We start from the raw sequence: 15,836 nt of genomic DNA on the forward strand, positions 1-15,836 counted from the left end.
ATTTTGCTTTTGAAATTATTCAATTTCAAAAGCGGCGCTGCCATCATTTCGCCTGAAAAGCGTGGTTTTCAGGCTCATTCGGCGCGGGCGTCCGCTCCCGCGGCCGCCAGAGCGGTTGCTGTTTTCAACAGCAAACCGCTCTAGCTTATGCGCCTGATGATTTTTGCCGGGACGCCGCCCGCAACGCAGGCGGCGTCGACATCACTGCGAACCACAGCCCCGGCGGCCACCACAGCGCCGTCGCCGATGCGCACGCCGGGGAGCAGTATGGCGCCGGAGCCGATCCAGACATTTTTGCCGATGACGATGGGAGCCAGATGGTGCACGCCTCGTTCTTCGGGACGCAGGCCGTGATTGATGGTGGCCAGAGTGACGCGATGGCCGATGAGCGCGTTGTCTCCCACGGTAATTCCACCCTGATCCTGAAAACAGCAGCAGGCATTGATAAAGACATTCCTGCCCAGACGGATATTCTTGCCGAAATCGGTGTAAAACGGCGGAAACAGCCTGAACGCCGGATCTATTTCCCGCCCGGTGATGCGGGCCATGAAATCACGCACCGCGTCGGGCGTATGGTACGCGCCGTTCAGCTCGGCAGTGAGCCGCATGGCCTCATGGCTATAACGCTCCATGCAGGCAAAAGCCTCTGTGCCCGCAATCAGGGGCTCACCATTGCCAATGTATTCCAAAAGTTCTGCAAGGTTCATCTGTCTATCCTTAGTTTACAAATACTTGAAGCGACATGCCATTATTGCTTGATTCGTCTTTAGAGCACAGTGCTATTGAAACGCTCGCTCCGGCCTGTTCGGCCCTGCGGCCGTTCCCTCAACCCCTCCCAAACGGAAGGAGACCCGCCATGCCCCGTTTCGCCGCCAATCTGAGCATGATGTTCACGGAACGCCCCTTTCTTGATCGCTTCAGCGCCGCAGCGGATCAGGGCTTCCAATGGGTGGAGTATCTTTTTCCCTATGACTTTGCGCCCGAGGAGCTGGCGCGCGCGCTGGAGCGCAACGCTCTCCGGCAGGCCCTGTTCAACATGCCGCCCGGCGACTGGGCCGCCGGCGAGCGCGGCCTGGCCTGCCTGCCGGGCAGGGAAAAGGAATTCGACGCCGCGCTGGAAAAGGCCGTGCTCTACGCCAAAGCCCTGAACTGCCCCCGCCTGCACGTCATGGCCGGCACAATTCCGGCCGGAACGCCCGCCACAGCCCTTCAGGCCGCATACCTGGGCAATATCCACAGGGCCGCGGAACGTCTGGCCGACGAGGGGCTGGAGCTCTGCCTGGAGCCCATCAACCGGTACAGCATGCCGGGCTATTTTCTGCACGAGCAGGAGCAGGCCGCGGCCTATATCCAACGCCTGGACATGCCCAATGTGCGCCTGCAATTCGACTTTTTCCACTGCCAGAGGGAACAGGGCGACGTTTCCGGGCGCTTGCGGCGTTTTTTCCCGCTCATCGGGCATTGCCAGATCGCGGGCGTGCCGGACCGGCATGAACCGGATCAGGGCGAGCTCCACTATCCGTATCTTCTGGGCCTGCTGGATGCACTGGGCTATCAGGGTCTGGTGGGCTGCGAATACACTCCGGCGGCCGGGACCGAGGAGGGGCTGGGCTGGATCCGCGCCTGCGGCGTGCGGCCGGGCCGTGGCTGAAGCCGGGGCAGGCCTTTTCGCACACGGCAAAGAAGGGGCGCAGGCCGCAACGGGCTGCAATTTTCCGTTTTTACTCCCGCCAGGCCAGATGCAGCAAGGGATAGGGCCTGCCGCCCGTGTCCAGCGGGGAACGGCCCGTGATCGCAAAGCCTTGACGCCGGTAAAAAGCCAGGGCGCGGGCGTTCTGCTCGTTGACATCCAGGGTCAGCGTGCCGAAACGGGCGCGGGCATGCCGCAGCAGCGCGCTGCCCAGGCCCTGCCCGAACAGTTCCGGCTCCACAAAGAGCATCTCCACCTGTGATCCGTTACAGCCCATGAAGCCCCCCATGCGCCACCCCTGGCCGCCAGTCGTCTCGATCAGCCAGACTTCCCGCACGCCCGGCAGATAGAGAGCGGGCATCTGCCGGTAAATGAGCTCCAGATCCGCAGGATGCAAAAAGTCATGCGTGGCCTGCACGCTGCGCCGCCACAGCTCCACAAGCGCCGGGTATTCATGGCTCTCTGCCCTGCGGATGCGCGCTTCGCCTTTGTGTATTCCTGACGCCATGCCCAGCTCTCCCTTTCATACATGACTTCTAGAGCATATTGCTTTTAGAGCATTTTCACTTTGAAAATGCTCTAGTAATTTCATTAGCAAAACGCTCTCAGTGCCGGAGCGAGCGGTTCAAAAGCACTATACTCCAAAGAGAAGCATGCCCGGTCGCTTTGCATCTGAAATTTCGCCATTGCCGTGAAAAACATGTATCCGGGCCGGGTACGCCTGTCAGGGGCAGGGCGTGGGACCGCCGCACTGGCCCGCCACCTGCGGCTCCAGAGGCAGGGTCGCGTCCGCGCCGGGCTGGGGCGGGACTGCGGAAGGGCGATCCGGCATGGGCGGCTCGGCTGAAAACGGGGACGCCGGGGCCTGGGGCGGTGTCGCCTGGCTGCGGGGGGAGCTGTGTTTGCTCTGTTTGACAAGCATGGCGGGCAGGCCATGATATTCAAAGAAGGGCACCGTCTGCGCGTCGGAGGAAAAGACATGGGCTTTGTTGCGCAGCATCCTGAAGCGCAGCCACAGCAGATCCGGGCTCCAGGCCGCAAGGCCCGATGGACGCGCGACTTCCTGGGATTGGGCCAGGGCTTCGGCCAGATTCATGCCCGTGTCCAAAAGACGGCGCATGTTGGCTACTTTGTAGATATCGTTATCATTTTCCGCCAAGGGATAAAAAGCCACGTCCACATGGCCGGAGAGCAAAGCCACGCCTTCGCGGCAGCTCGGACAGGAGGGCGAGAAAAACATGCGCACCGAAGCTTCGTCGCCGTTTTCGGTGATGGGCCAGAGCGCGGCCTGGGACCGGGCCACTGCGCCCACATTGACAATAAACAGCGCGGCCCAGACCCAGAGCAAAAGAGAACGCCGGGTCCGGGGCTCGCGGCCGCGTCCGGACCGGGCCTCGGCCTGCCGAAAACTCAGATAGCTCAAGGCAAAAAGCACGGCTGCCACCAGGCAGCTCACGCAAGGCGCGGTGAGCGCCATGAGCAGAAGCAGGCAGGTGTCGCCCAGCAGCGCGAGCCCGGCAACCGCCCGGCCCAGGGTCGCCGCGCCCAGCAGGGCCGTCAGAGCCAGGAGGGCGAAGGTGACGCAGCCTGCCCACCAGAGGGAAATGCCGCCCAGGGTGAAGTCCTGGTACAGGGAACAGCCGGCAGTCACGCAAAAATTGACGTCGTTGCCGAACGCGCTCCAGATGCAGAAGGCCGCGCCCAGCAATGCGATGCACAAGGCGCCGGTAAATATGTCACGAGGTCGGTTCATGAGCCACCTGTAACCGGATTTCGGGCGCGTGCGCGCCCGGCAGCGGCCGCTGCGGGTCGCTTTTGTGAAAAAAAATTCCCGCGAGAAGCTCAGGCCAAAAAGTATGCAGTATATAGTCTCTTTTTTATGCTTCGTAAAGCGCAGGGCTCAGGGCTGATGCAGCTTATGCGGCAGCCCTGGCTTCGCCCTGCCAGAGCGTTGAGCTCATTTCATGAGCAAAACGCTCTAGAGTAGATTACCTTTGACTTTTTATGAAAGTCAAAGGTGGCATTCAGGCGAAAAACGCGGTTTTCGCCTGAATGTACGCCGCGTTGCGGCGGCTGCCGCTTTCGCGTCAGCAGAGCATTTTCAAAGAGAAAACGCTCTAACGGCGCGCGAAGGCGCGGCGGGACCGCGTTCATTCCGAAGCTTGCCCGCTTGCCGCGCAAGTGGGCAAGTGGGCAAGCGGCCTATGAAAAAGGACGCCCTTCAGGGCGTCCTTTTTCACAGGTCACAAGCAGGCCGCTGCTACATGGTGGAACCGGCGGCGGCGCGCTGCATCTTGATTTCAACCTTTTCGGTCAGGCCGGAATAGTACTCCCGCAGAATGGCGAGCACTTCGTCACGGCCGAAGTGATCCGGCACTTCCGCGCCTTCGGAGAGCATCTTGCGCAATTTGGTGCCCGAGAGGATCACGCGATCTTCCTTGCTGTGCGGGCAGGTGCGCATGGAGGCCATGCCGTCGCACTTTTTGCAATAGAAGGTCCAGTCGATATTCAGGGGCTGGCAGAGCAGGCGCTTGCCGTCGTCATCAGGCACGGGCATTTTGCGGAAGATCTCCTGGGCCTCAAACATGCCGTAGAAGTCGCCCACGCCCGCATGGTCGCGGCCCACCAGCAAATTATTGATGCCGTAGTTCTGGCGGAAGGTGGCGTGCAACAGGGCTTCACGCGGCCCGGCATAGCGCATGTCCAGAGGATAGCCGGCCTGGATCACGAAGTCTTTGACAAAATATTTGTCCACCAGGGTGTCGATGCACTTGACGCGCACTTCGGCCGGGATGTCGCCGGGCTTGAGGGAACCCACCAGGGAGTGAATGACCACGCCGTCGCAGACTTCCACGCCGATCTTGGCCAGGTATTCATGCGAGCGGTGCATGGGGTTGCGCAGTTGCAGGGCGGCCACTTTCTGCCAGCCGCGCTCGTCCATTTTTGCGCGCAACTGAGCCGGGGTCATGTACACGCCGGGGAACTTTTCGGGGAATTCGCCCTGCGAGAGCACTTTCACCGGGCCGGCGAGATTGTATTCCTTCTGGGCGAGCACCATTTTGACGCCCGGATGATCTTCGGGAGCCACTTCCCAGAATTTTTCCGAGTCGGGCCCTTCGCCCTTGAAGACCAGCTCGCATTCCCACTTTTTGTCGGCTTCGGTCATTTCATAAACTTCTTCCACCTTCAGGGTGGCCATGATGTCGCCCTTGCGCACCAGGGCCACTTCCTGGCCGGCCTTGAGGTCTTTGGCGTCCTCGGCGGAGATGTCGAGCGTCACCGGCACAGGCCAGAAAGTGCCGTCGGTGAGCAGCATTTTTTCGCAGACGCTCTTCCAGTCGGCTTTGTTCATGAAGCCGTTCAGAGGCGAAAAACCGCCGATGCCCATCATGATCAGGTCGCCTTTGGCGCGGGAAGAAATCTCGATCTGCTTCAGGCCGGCTGCTTTTTTCTTTTCATCTTCCAGGGCCTTGCCTTCCAGCAGGCAACACACCAGACCCTTGCCGCCATGCGGGGGTACCAGTTTGGACATCGCGAACTCCTCTGTTTTTGGTTATGGAAGTCTCGCCGCGCCCGGCGGAAATGGTGACGCCGTCGCAGGAGTAGAGCAATTTCGACAGTTATCTTGTGAATAATCTAACAAAAAGTCAACTATCTTTCAGAATTTTTTACGGCTTCTTTAGAGCAGATTACTTTTGACTTTTTATGAAAGTCAAAGGTGGCATTCAGGCGAAAAACGCGGTTTTCGCCTGAATGTACGCCGCGTTGCGGCGGCTGCCGCTTTCGCGTCAGCAGAGCATTTTCAAAGAGAAAATGCTCTAGAGTGTTTTGCTAATGAAATTAGCTAAGCACTCTGGCAGGGCGAAACCATGCCAGAGCGCTTAGCCGTTGGCGGCTGTGCCGCCTTACGGCTGACGACAGCAGAGGAAATTGACTTGCGCCGTTACGCGCCGGAGCGAGCGTTTCAAAAGCACTCTGCTCTAAAAGGGCACTTCATCCATGTTTGCAGCCTCTGAGGGGAAGGCGGGGCCGAGATCCTGATCCTGGCCCTGGCGATTCGGGGTCTGGCGCGGCTGCGCCTGCCCGCCCTGACTGCGCGGGGCTTCCCGGTCGCTCTTGCGATCCAGAAACTGCACGCGCTGGGCCTTGATTTCCGTGGTGTAGCGATCCTGACCCTGCTGATCCTGCCACTTGCGCGTTTGCAGGCTGCCTTCCACATACACCAGGCTGCCCTTGGTCAGGTAGTTGGCGCAGGTTTCCGCCTGGCGCTGGAAGACCGAGACGCGGTGCCATTCAGTGCGTTCGACTTTGTTGCCGTCGCGATCCGTATAGGATTCGTCAGTGGCCACGCTCAGGCTGGCCACCGGCGCGCCGCTCTGGGTGTAACGCAATTCCGGGTCGCGGCCCAGGCGGCCGATGATCATGACTTTATTCAGCATGGCAATGCTCCGGGATAAGATATATCAGGCAGTGGCCTGGAGGAGTTGCCGGGCCGGGCCCGGCAACCTCAAAAAACAAATGCGGTTCAGGCTGCAAAGGCTTGTTCCAGTTGATCCAGCACGTCTTCCAACTGATCGCTCAAGGCATTGGCCTCGCGCGGCTGCCAGTCGGCCAGGGCCGCTTCAAGCTCTTTCTTCAGGCTTGCCGCCTTGCGGATGCCCGGCCCCATCACGTCCTGGCGGTTCTTGGACCATTTCATGAACGTCAGGCCTTCGTCCAGAGCGCGGACCATTTCCAGCACCCCGCGCTTTTCATGTTGGATGGGCACGCTGAACGCCAATTCCGTGAGTTGCGGCCAGAGTTCTTCCAACAAATCCTGATTCCAGGTCACGGCGCTGACCCGGATTTGCAGTGCTTTACCCATATTGCCTCCCGCTTCTGAAAAGATGCTTTCCAGAGCAGTGTATTTTCGTGTTATGTTTTTTCCGCCCATTCCGTCTGCACGCGCATAATGACCTCCTGAATGGCCGGGAGCTGATCCGGCGGGCAGACGCCGATCAGGGGCGCGCCCACATCCATATTGTCATTGTACTTGAAGTAAACGGCGTAGATCACGCCGTCCGGCCCCGTGTAGGAGAGGGGCACCTCGCGCTTCATGCGCGACATGATGAAAAGTTCCATGCCCTCGCGCACGACCATGGAATGCGTGTCCGAGGCGCGGATTTTTTTATCTGCCTCGGGCGTGAAATAGTATTTGGCCCGCTCCGGCGCCCGGAAGAGATACAGGGCCCTTTGCAGGATGATGTGCTGCACCTCGTCGCGGGTGAGCATGTGGCGCAGCACGGCCAGCGGCGTGCCCGCTTCCACAAAGCGTCCCTCCAGCTCGGTGTGCACAAGGCTGACCGCGCCTTTTTCCGGCGCGCAGATGGGCTTGGGATTGCGCTCACGCTCCAGGGTGGCGATCTGCGTGCCGGGCTTTTCCTTCCATTGGCCCTGGGGGCCCATGACCATCTCACCGGCCTTGACAGCGGCAAAGGTCACGCGCCCGGTGTGGGGCGTGCGGATGATGATCTCACGGTAGGGCGAGGCCTTGATTTCGTCCAGCAAGGCGGAGATGTCGATCATGGTATATCCGTACTGTCTGTGCGCCGAGATCTTCAGGGCTTCTTGCGGGCTCTGAGCTGTCGGCGGCGTCAGTTGATGGTTTCGATACGGGCGTGCGCAAATTCGTTTGCGCTCGAAAGCACGAAGCTATTGCGCTGCCGATGCCCGGCAGAAGGCCGCCTGAGCCTGGCGGGGATCTGTCGTCGCTCCCGGATGCCCTCAATGCGGCAGCCGTTGGCGGCAGTGATTCTTTGGGCCATCTCTCCGTGACGCGCAGGCTTTCCGGAGGGCGCGCCCCGATACTACAAATTTCTGCCGTCGCTGGTCAACAGAGCGGGGCAGCCCCTGGCCCGCAGGGGGGGCGCCAGCACCTGGCAACGGCGGCTGGAATCCATGATTTGCCTACCGGTAATACAGATTCCTGCCGCCGATGGTGAGCAGGGCCTGCTTGAGATTGGCCCTGATCTGCCTCCGGTCCCAGATGCCCTGAATGTGCCCGCGCGAGAGCGCGCGGTAGGAGCGGTGGTATTTGGGCGGAATGTCCATGCCCGTGGTTTCCTTGATCACGCCCGGCCCGGCGAAACCGATGTTGGAGGAGCGCACCGCGAACTGATAGGGCGAACAGCCCAGAAAACTGGCCACCGGCCCGGCGAAAGAGTTCGTGTCGTAGAGCACCATGTACAGGCCGCCGGATTCGATGTAGCGGCGAACGGCCACGGTGCAGCGCGGCATCTGGATCACGCCGTGCGTGCCTTCCTGGATGCGGATGCCCGCCGTGCCGTGCACATACGCCAGGAAGGGGTAGCGCTTCTTCGCGGCGCGCTGCGCGGCCTCCACGAATTTGTAGCCTTCGGCGGCGCCCACCGAGCCGCCACGGAAGGTGCCCATGAACATGGCCACCACCATCTTGATGTTGTCGATGCGGGCCTCAAAGGTCATGCAGCCGCTCTTGGCTCCGGTTTTTTTCTGGGCGTCGGCGATCCGTTCGGAAAAGCCGGGAAAGTCCAGAGGGTTGCCCGCTTCTATTTCGCTGTTGAATTCAAAGACCGAACCCGGATCAAAGACATTTTTCACATACCATTCGGGTTCCATGGGGAAATGGTAGCCGCAGTGGCTGCACACGCCCGCGAACTCGGCAAAAAGGTCCGGCCCCCAGAGATCCAGGCAGCCGTAGGATTCGCTGTTGGGACAGGTCAGCGTGCGATCAATCTTGTAGCGCGGCGAGAGATAGTTCCAGCGACGCCTGCGGGAATCGTCCACCCAGGTGGAGAGGGCGGTGAGCTCTTTGGCTTTGTTGTCCGCGCGGCTGGGCAGATTGCGGGTAATCTTGCGCCAGGGCGAGAGCAGGCGTTTTTTGTACATCTCCCACTCATTGTCGATTTCTTCCATCAGCGTGCGGATCTGGCGTTGATGCTTGCGGTAGAAATCGTACTTGAAGCTGACAAAAGGTTTGGAAAACCAATCCCAGAAGGCGGCGGCCTTTTTGGTCAGGAACGGCCGCCGGTCGCGCGCGGCCTGACGCGAGAGACGCAGAAATTTTTGCTGGCGGCGTTCGCGCAGGCGATCCTTAGCCGCGGCGGAAAGGCCCCAGCGGATAAAGAGCTCGTCCAGATTGGCATCGGGGTTGCGATGGCGGGAAAGCGCAAGCCCCCGGAAGCCGGGCAGCTTGCGGGTGGAAATGACCACCTCGTCCGTGGCCCGGATAACTTCCTGCCGCAGAGAGCGGAAGAAGTCGAAGTGCCAGGGCCGCGCGCCCAGGGGCGGCTCCTGAACCACGCGATCGATGTAGCCGAAGCGCAGGTTGTCCTGAGCCGTGATTCTCAGGTTTCGGGCGCAGTGCTCAATAAGATCGGGCGTGGCGCGCTGCCCGGATTTGAGATGGCCTTCAATGGCCGCGGCCCCCTCCGGGGAAATGACGGAATAATAGCCGTGGGAGAGCATCAGACGCTTGTCCGCCAGGCCGATGGCCTCGGCCCCGCCGGAGCCGCCCTCGGAAATCACCGCCACCACGGGCACGCGCAGACCGGCCATGCCGTATATGTTGCGGGCGATCTGCTGGGCCGCGCCCGGATAATCCTCCAGAGGATAGGAGCCGGGCGTGAAAATATAGCAGTGGATCGGGATGCCTTCCGTTTCGGCCACGCGCATATACTGCAGGGCCTTGGCATTGCCCCAGGGCTTGACCGAGCCGCCGTTGCGGAATTCCGCGCCGTGGCCCTTTTCCTGCCCGATGACCATCACCGACTGGGTGTATGTCTTCTTGCCCCGGCGGCGGGTGATCACCGCGCGGGCAATGAGCATGCTCGGATCCAGGCTGTGCTCGTCCTGGCCGCCCACTTCGGTGAAATTGTCGTAGACGTTTTCCAGGATGTCGCGCAGGCACACGCGTTGGGGATGGCGCACGATGCGCACCCGATCCATGGGCGTGATGCTGCTTTCCAGGCGGCGTTCCACATAGCTGAAGAGATCTTCGATGGTGGCGAGATCCGCATAGGGGTCTTCCAGCTCCCCCGCGCGGGAGCGCGCGGCAAAGGCCGTGAGCTTTTCTTCCAGCAGCTCCGCGTTGTCCTTGTGCTTGCCCGCGAAAATATCGCGCAGGTAGGTCAGCCGCTCGCGCAGGCTTTGGATGCGTTTTTCGATATTGTTGTCCATAGTTTGGCGCGCCTGCTAAACAGGCTTTGTGAGGTAATTGAAATAACTTGCGCTGCAATATACAGCGGCCAGGGGATTGTGACCGAGCATGCGGTCCTTGACGGCCAGCACCGTGGCCGGGGCTTCCAGATGGCGCAGGGCAAGGCTGTCATGACCCACGCAGAGGCCCAGAAGCACATTGAGCTCGACCCGTGCGTCGTTCATCAGCTTTGCCTGAAGGATGGGGTTGCACATGGTCTCCGGCTGCTCCGGGCAGAGCAGGTCCTCGCCGCACAAGCCCAACTCGCTCTTGGGCACACGGCCCACCTTGCAGCTCGCGGAAACTGTCTCAAGGCCCTGAGCCTGAAAAATTGCAGCCGTGGCCGCGGCCTCCCGGCGCAGGCCGATGCAGAAAACAAGACCCAGGCGGCGGTAGTGCATGCCTTTGGCAAAAGCCACAATTTCCAGGATGCGCGGTCGGTTCGGCATGCGGCCGCCTTGCGGCAGCAGGGTATAGCTTTTCCGTTCCACTATGGCGGCTTGCCTCGCCATCTGGCTGTTTTCAGGCTCGGCGCAGATCCTGCGGCTTTCCTCGATCAACTCCGGGCGGCAGGCTGTGGGGCAGTCCGGCGGATGTTTGCCGTCCGGCGCGCAGCAGAGCCGTTCCTCGCGCTTGAAGTGGCACCGGGCGCAATGGGGCAGGGGGAACGTGGGCATGGCGGTCTCCTTGGATGCTAGAACCGCAGAATACGTTCGGTATTGGCCTTCAGAAAGTCCACATTGGATTTAAGGCCTTCGCCCGCGCCGTTTTTGCCCTCCAGCCGCAGAGAATCAAGAAAGTCCAGGCCGCGCTGCCTGGCTTGCGCGAGATCCTTGCCCCAGACGATGGCCAGGGCCAGATTGGGATCGAATTCCGTGGGTATCTCGTAGGGCTCCTTGTGCGGCACATGGGTCAGCAGTGTCAGCCAGGGCGCGTCCTTCCACTGAAAACGCTCAATGCGGCCCACCCAGGGCGTGAAATTATTGTCGGGATCTTCGGCGATCAGCCGGTATTCCACGCCCACGCCGTCAAAGTCGATATCTTCCTGCGTGTAGCCAAGGGGCTGGCCCAGGCCGGTGCGGATCTGCTCGGCGATCAGGTCAACGCCGTCCTTGCCCTTGATCCGGGAAATACGGGCCGAAACCCCGTTTTCCACCTGGATGCGGGTATTGACTTCCATGAGGAAGGGCTCGCCCTTGCGCGTGACGATCCATTCCCAGGTGCCCACATTGTCATAGCCCACCTTGCGGGCCATGGTCAGGGAATAATCCACGATGTCCGTGAGCACTTTGGCGGCGTCAAAGGTGTAGTCAAGCGTGTCGGGCGCAAAACCCGGCGCGACTTCAATGCGTTTTTGCAGGCCTGTGGACTGGATGGAGCAGTTGCGCGTGCCGAAATGCACGGGATTGCGGCCCGTGCGATCCGAGACGATCTGCACTTCCAGGTGATTGAAGTCCGTGATCCGCTGCTCGATGAGCACGCCTTCATCCTTGAACTGGCGCAGGGCGTAATTGCGCACGCGCCGGTAGACCGAGCGGAACTGGTCCGGATCATAGACCTCCTCAATGCCCATGCCGCCCCCGCCAGCCGAGGCCTTGACCAGCACCAGCGGCCGTTTGATGCCCTGCTGGGTCTGAAACTCAAAGACGGTCTTGGCAATGCGCTCGGCTTCCAGCTCATCGTAAATGGGCCGATCCGAGCCGGGCACCGTGGGCACGCCCAGGCCGCGGGCCAGACGCTTGGTATTGATCTTGTCGCCCAGCTCGCGGATGATTTTCCAGGAAGGGCCGATGAAGATCATCTTGCGATCGCGCTTGGTCACCCGGCGCGCAAAGCGGAAATCCTCGGCGAAAAAGCCATAGCCCGGATGCACGGCCGTGCAGCCCGCCTCGTCGGCCACGGCCATCAGCTCATTGGCGTCATGATACGAGGCCACGCGGAACAGGCTTTTTTCTCCGCCTTCCTCACGGGCCAGGCGCACATGGCCCGAAGCCGCGTCCTCGCTGGTGTACACCGCGGCAAAAGCCACGCCCAGCTTGCGGCAGGCCCGCATGATCCGCATGGCGATCTCGCCCCGGTTGGCCACCAGCACCTTATGCTCTTGCAGGGGAATGTTGTCCTGAACGTTGTCCAAGCTTCTCTCCGTGATAAGCCGCGCCTGAATCGTTTTGTTACTAAAAGGAGCTCAACGCTCTGGCAGGGCGAAGTCATGCCCGCCCGCGCCAGCCGTTGCGATCATGCCGCTTTACGGATGACGACGGCAGCGCCAGGCATGAGCGCAATGCAGCCGCAACGCGCGCCGTTCGGCGGCGACGCGCAAAGCCTCCTCCGCCCTTGTGAGGCGGCAAGGCACGGGCTATACTGACGGCGTTCGGGCGCTTTTGCCAAAAAAATTATTCAACGGCAAGAAGTACTGTTATGCAAAACTCGCAAGAAGTCCAGCGTGTCGTCGAAGCCTTGCGCGCGGCCCTGCCCGGAGGGGCCTCTGAGAAGGCGCCGCTGGGCCTGATCCTGGGCACGGGCCTGTCCGGGCTGACGGCGCGGCTCACGGATGCCTGTTCCGTTCCCTATGCCGACCTGCCGGGTTTTCCGCTTTCAAGCGTGGATTCGCATCAGGGGGCCTTTGTCCGGGGCCGTCTGGGGCGGGGCGAGGCAGGCGTGCCGGTTCTGGCGCAGCAGGGGCGCTGCCATCTGTATGAGGGCCGCAGCCCGGCGCAGGTCTGCATGGGCGTGCGGGTCATGGCCGGGCTGGGCGTCAGGACCCTGATCATCACCAATGCGGCCGGGGCCCTGAATCCGCGCTTTGCAGCCGGCGATCTGATGTGCATGGCGGATCTGATCAATCACACGGGCGTGTCGCCGCTTACCGGCCCTAACTGCCAGGCCTGGGGCGAGCGTTTTCCGGACATGAGCGCGCCCTTTGATCCCCTTCTGCAGGCATTGGCCCTGCAAACCGCGCTCAAGCTGGGCATCCGCCTGGAGCGCGGGGTATATATCGGGGTGCACGGGCCGGAAATGGAGAGCCCGGCGGAAACCCGCATGTACCGCCAATGGGGAGCCGACGCCGTGGGCATGAGCACGGTTCTGGAAGTTATCGCCGCGCGCCATCTGGGCTTGCGCGTGCTTGGCATCTCCTGCCTTACCAACAAAAATCTGCCGGATTGCATGGCCCCGGTCCCGCTGGAGCAGGTTATTGCCGTGGCCTGCCGCGCCGGTGAAACTCTGGCCCGGCTGCTTGAGGAACTGGCCGGGGAACTGGCCGCCGCGTCCGGGCCGGGAGCGGACAACTGAAAGCCGTTGGCTGCGCGGGGCGGAGCGGCGCGTTTTTACTTGAAAAAGCCGCTTTTTCAGTCTATGTTTAAAAATTCCCCTGAGGAGAGGTGAAATGCTTCCGTCCCATTCCGACGTGATACTCAGCAAGGTTTATCATCATGCAGCATAACGACTCTCTGCGCAACGTGGCGATCATCGCCCATGTCGATCACGGCAAAACCACTCTGGTGGACGCCCTTTTCAAACAGAGCGGCGTGTTTCGCGCGGATCAGCATGTGGACGAGCGCGTCATGGACAATATGGATCTGGAGCGCGAGCGCGGCATCACCATTGCCGCCAAAAATTGCGCCGTGACCTGGAAGGGCGTGAAGATCAACATCATCGACACTCCGGGGCACGCGGATTTCGGCGGCGAGGTGGAACGCTCCCTGTCCATGGCCAGCGGGGCCATCCTCCTGGTGGACGCCTCGGAAGGCCCGCTGCCGCAGACGCGTTTCGTGCTGCGCAAAACCCTGGAAGCCGGGCTGCCCGTGGTGGTGGTGATCAACAAGATCGACCGCAAGGACGCCCGGCCCCGGGAAGTGCTCAATGAAATTTATGATCTCTTTATTGATCTGGGCGCAAACGAGGAGCAGCTGGAATTTCCCGTGCTCTACGCCATAGGCCGTTCGGGCGTGGCCATGAACGCCCTGGAAGACGAGCGGAAGGATCTTTCCCCGCTGTTTGAGGCTATTTTGACCAAAATTCCGGGCCCGGCCCATGATCCCGCGCAACCCTTCCAAATGCTCGTGGCGGATCTGGATTATTCGGAGTATCTGGGCCGCCTGGCCGTGGGCCGGATTATGCACGGCACGGTTTTCGCCAGGGAATCCCTGGCCTGCGTGGGCGAGGACGGGGAAGCCAGACCCCTGCGCGCCACCAAACTTCAGGTTTACGACGGCCTGCAACTCCGCGAGGTGGAAAAAGCCCAGCCCGGCGATATTGTGGTGCTGGCGGGCATTGAGGATGTGACCATCGGCGACACCATCTGCACCCGCGAGAAGCCCAAGGCCTTGCCGCGCATCCGGGTGGATGAGCCCACTGTGGCCATGCGCTTTGGCATCAATACTTCGCCCCTGGCCGGGCGCGAGGGCAAGATCGTCCAGAGCCGGGCCATTCAGGACAGACTGACCAGGGAGAGCCTGCGCAACGTGGCCATCCGCGTGGAAGACACGGCGGATCGCGACGCCTTTCTGGTCAAGGGCCGGGGCGAGTTTCAGATGGCGATTCTCATTGAAACCATGCGCCGCGAGGGTTTTGAACTCTCCGTGGGACGGCCGGAGGTAATCCTGAAAAAAGACGCCGACGGCAGAACCCTGGAGCCCATTGAGCATTTGTATGTGGATTGCGACGAAATCTTCATGGGCGTGGTCACGGACAAACTGGCCCAGCGCAAGGGCCGCATGCTCAACTGCGCCAACAACGGCACGGGCCGGGTGCGGCTGGAATTTTCCGTGCCCTCGCGCGGGCTGATCGGCTACCGGGACGAATTCCTCACGGATACCAAGGGCACGGGGATCATGAACTCCTACCTTGAAGGCTATGAGGAATGGCGCGGCGACTTCCCCACCCGCTTTTCCGGCTCCATTGTGGCGGATCGGCCGGGCGCGGCCGTGGCCTATGCGCTCTTCAATCTGGAGCCGCGCGGCACGCTTTTTGTGGAGCCGGGGGATCCGGTCTACGAGGGCATGATCGTGGGCGAGCACAATCGCGACAACGATATTGACGTCAACGCCACCAAGGAAAAGAAGCTCACCAATCTGCGCGCCGCGGGCAAGGATGAAAACGTGATCCTCACCCCTGTGAAAAAAATGACCCTGGAGCGCGCCCTGCACTTTGTGCGCGAGGATGAGCTGGTGGAAGTCACGCCCCTTTCCCTGCGCCTGCGCAAGGTCGAGCTTTCGGCCCAGAAGCGCTACCAGATGGCGGGCAAGGCAGCCAAGAGCAAAAGCTGAGGCTTTTCCCCGCAGCCGGGCCTGAGCCCTTCGCCATATTTGCGCTGGAGGGCGGAAAGCGCAGGGCTGGCCCCCCGGCAGACAACAGCCTTAGAGCGTTTTGCTAATGAAATTAGCTAGAGCATTTTTTGATTGAAAATGAATATTTTCAATCAAAAAAATGCTCTACGGTTTGATGTAGGCAAAGCCCTCACGTTGCAGGCGCACCACTTCCACCAGACCCGCAGGCACAACCTCGCAGCCCTGCCAGAGCCGGGAGCGCTCAATTTTATTGTCCGCCAGGGCATTGGCGCACAGCCGGATTTCAAGGCCCTCTTGCATAAGCGGCACGGCCTGCTCGCGCAGTTCCGTATGTTCGTCGGTAAAAAGCCTCACTGCCGGGCCATTGGCCACCACAACCAGGTGGAATGATTCGCCGGGCAGGGCTTTGCAGTAATTGGCCGCGTTTTTCAGAACCAGTTGCAGCGTGGCCGGCTCGCTGCTGTCGATATGCAGGCAAAGATCATAGTTCATGCTTTTTCTCCAGGACGTTTATACCAGCCCGCGCCAGAGAGCGCGGCAGGAATCATGCTAGCAAAGCCCGCCTTCTTTGCCAAGCCGGACCGGGCCACGAGAAAAAGCAATTGTCGCAGCGCCGTTCTGTCCGGAGGCATAAAAGAGCGGC

Annotated in this window: 15 protein-coding genes; 3 read left to right on the forward strand and 12 right to left on the reverse strand. The window is 61.1% G+C overall.

Annotation, left to right across the window (positions count from 1 at the left end; translation table 11 throughout):
* Positions 1-140: 140 nt before the first annotated feature.
* Positions 141-707, reverse strand: a complete 567-nt coding sequence (locus tag G7Y51_RS13870) for a DapH/DapD/GlmU-related protein (RefSeq protein WP_165175025.1) — start codon at positions 705-707, stop codon at positions 141-143.
* Positions 708-856: 149 nt separating this feature from the next.
* Between G7Y51_RS13870 and otnI the strand changes: the two genes are divergently transcribed.
* Positions 857-1,651, forward strand: coding sequence for a 2-oxo-tetronate isomerase (gene otnI, locus G7Y51_RS03625; RefSeq protein ID WP_165175026.1), 795 nt, complete (start codon positions 857-859; stop codon positions 1,649-1,651).
* A 70-nt stretch (positions 1,652-1,721) separates the two neighbouring features.
* Here otnI and G7Y51_RS03630 read toward each other — a convergent pair whose 3' ends face one another.
* The 10 genes from G7Y51_RS03630 to G7Y51_RS03675 all read right to left on the reverse strand — a co-directional run bounded on the left by G7Y51_RS03630 (position 1,722) and on the right by G7Y51_RS03675 (position 12,018).
* Positions 1,722-2,198 (reverse strand): GNAT family N-acetyltransferase, encoded by a 477-nt coding sequence (locus G7Y51_RS03630; protein ID WP_165175027.1) that lies wholly within the window; start codon positions 2,196-2,198, stop codon positions 1,722-1,724.
* A gap of 216 nt (positions 2,199-2,414) precedes the next feature.
* A complete protein-coding gene (locus G7Y51_RS03635) occupies positions 2,415-3,443 on the reverse strand; it encodes a hypothetical protein (RefSeq protein ID WP_165175028.1) in 1,029 nt (342 codons plus the stop codon).
* A 507-nt stretch (positions 3,444-3,950) separates the two neighbouring features.
* Positions 3,951-5,222 carry a sulfate adenylyltransferase gene (gene sat, locus G7Y51_RS03640; protein ID WP_165175029.1) on the reverse strand — a complete coding sequence of 424 codons (1,272 nt, stop codon included), beginning with the start codon at positions 5,220-5,222 and terminating at the stop codon, positions 3,951-3,953.
* 448 nt (positions 5,223-5,670) lie between these two features.
* A complete protein-coding gene (locus tag G7Y51_RS03645) occupies positions 5,671-6,129 on the reverse strand; it encodes a single-stranded DNA-binding protein (protein ID WP_165175030.1) in 459 nt (152 codons plus the stop codon).
* 86 nt (positions 6,130-6,215) lie between these two features.
* Positions 6,216-6,554 (reverse strand): hypothetical protein, encoded by a 339-nt coding sequence (locus G7Y51_RS03650; protein WP_165175031.1) that lies wholly within the window; start codon positions 6,552-6,554, stop codon positions 6,216-6,218.
* Positions 6,555-6,604: 50 nt separating this feature from the next.
* Positions 6,605-7,255: a biotin attachment protein gene (locus G7Y51_RS03655; protein ID WP_165175032.1), complete on the reverse strand. Its 651-nt coding sequence runs from the start codon at positions 7,253-7,255 to the stop codon at positions 6,605-6,607.
* 68 nt (positions 7,256-7,323) lie between these two features.
* Positions 7,324-7,494: a hypothetical protein gene (locus G7Y51_RS03660; protein ID WP_165175033.1), complete on the reverse strand. Its 171-nt coding sequence runs from the start codon at positions 7,492-7,494 to the stop codon at positions 7,324-7,326.
* A gap of 142 nt (positions 7,495-7,636) precedes the next feature.
* Positions 7,637-9,886, reverse strand: coding sequence for an acetyl-CoA carboxylase carboxyl transferase subunit alpha/beta (locus G7Y51_RS03665; RefSeq protein ID WP_165175034.1), 2,250 nt, complete (start codon positions 9,884-9,886; stop codon positions 7,637-7,639).
* 15 nt (positions 9,887-9,901) lie between these two features.
* Positions 9,902-10,582: a DUF1847 domain-containing protein gene (locus G7Y51_RS03670; protein ID WP_165175035.1), complete on the reverse strand. Its 681-nt coding sequence runs from the start codon at positions 10,580-10,582 to the stop codon at positions 9,902-9,904.
* A 17-nt stretch (positions 10,583-10,599) separates the two neighbouring features.
* Positions 10,600-12,018, reverse strand: coding sequence for a biotin carboxylase N-terminal domain-containing protein (locus G7Y51_RS03675; protein ID WP_165175095.1), 1,419 nt, complete (start codon positions 12,016-12,018; stop codon positions 10,600-10,602).
* 305 nt (positions 12,019-12,323) lie between these two features.
* On the opposite strand from G7Y51_RS03675, the gene G7Y51_RS03680 reads away from it, so the two are divergent.
* Both G7Y51_RS03680 and typA read left to right on the forward strand, forming a co-directional pair.
* Positions 12,324-13,196 (forward strand): purine-nucleoside phosphorylase, encoded by an 873-nt coding sequence (locus G7Y51_RS03680; protein ID WP_165175036.1) that lies wholly within the window; start codon positions 12,324-12,326, stop codon positions 13,194-13,196.
* A gap of 140 nt (positions 13,197-13,336) precedes the next feature.
* Complete coding sequence (typA, locus tag G7Y51_RS03685) at positions 13,337-15,172, forward strand: translational GTPase TypA (protein WP_165175037.1); 1,836 nt, start codon at positions 13,337-13,339, stop codon at positions 15,170-15,172.
* 165 nt (positions 15,173-15,337) lie between these two features.
* Here typA and G7Y51_RS03690 read toward each other — a convergent pair whose 3' ends face one another.
* Positions 15,338-15,685: a DsrE family protein gene (locus tag G7Y51_RS03690; RefSeq protein ID WP_165175038.1), complete on the reverse strand. Its 348-nt coding sequence runs from the start codon at positions 15,683-15,685 to the stop codon at positions 15,338-15,340.
* Positions 15,686-15,836 lie beyond the last annotated feature (151 nt).

Origin of the sequence: Desulfovibrio sp. ZJ369 (assembly GCF_011039085.1) — a bacterium.
GTDB lineage: Bacteria > Desulfobacterota > Desulfovibrionia > Desulfovibrionales > Desulfovibrionaceae > Desulfovibrio.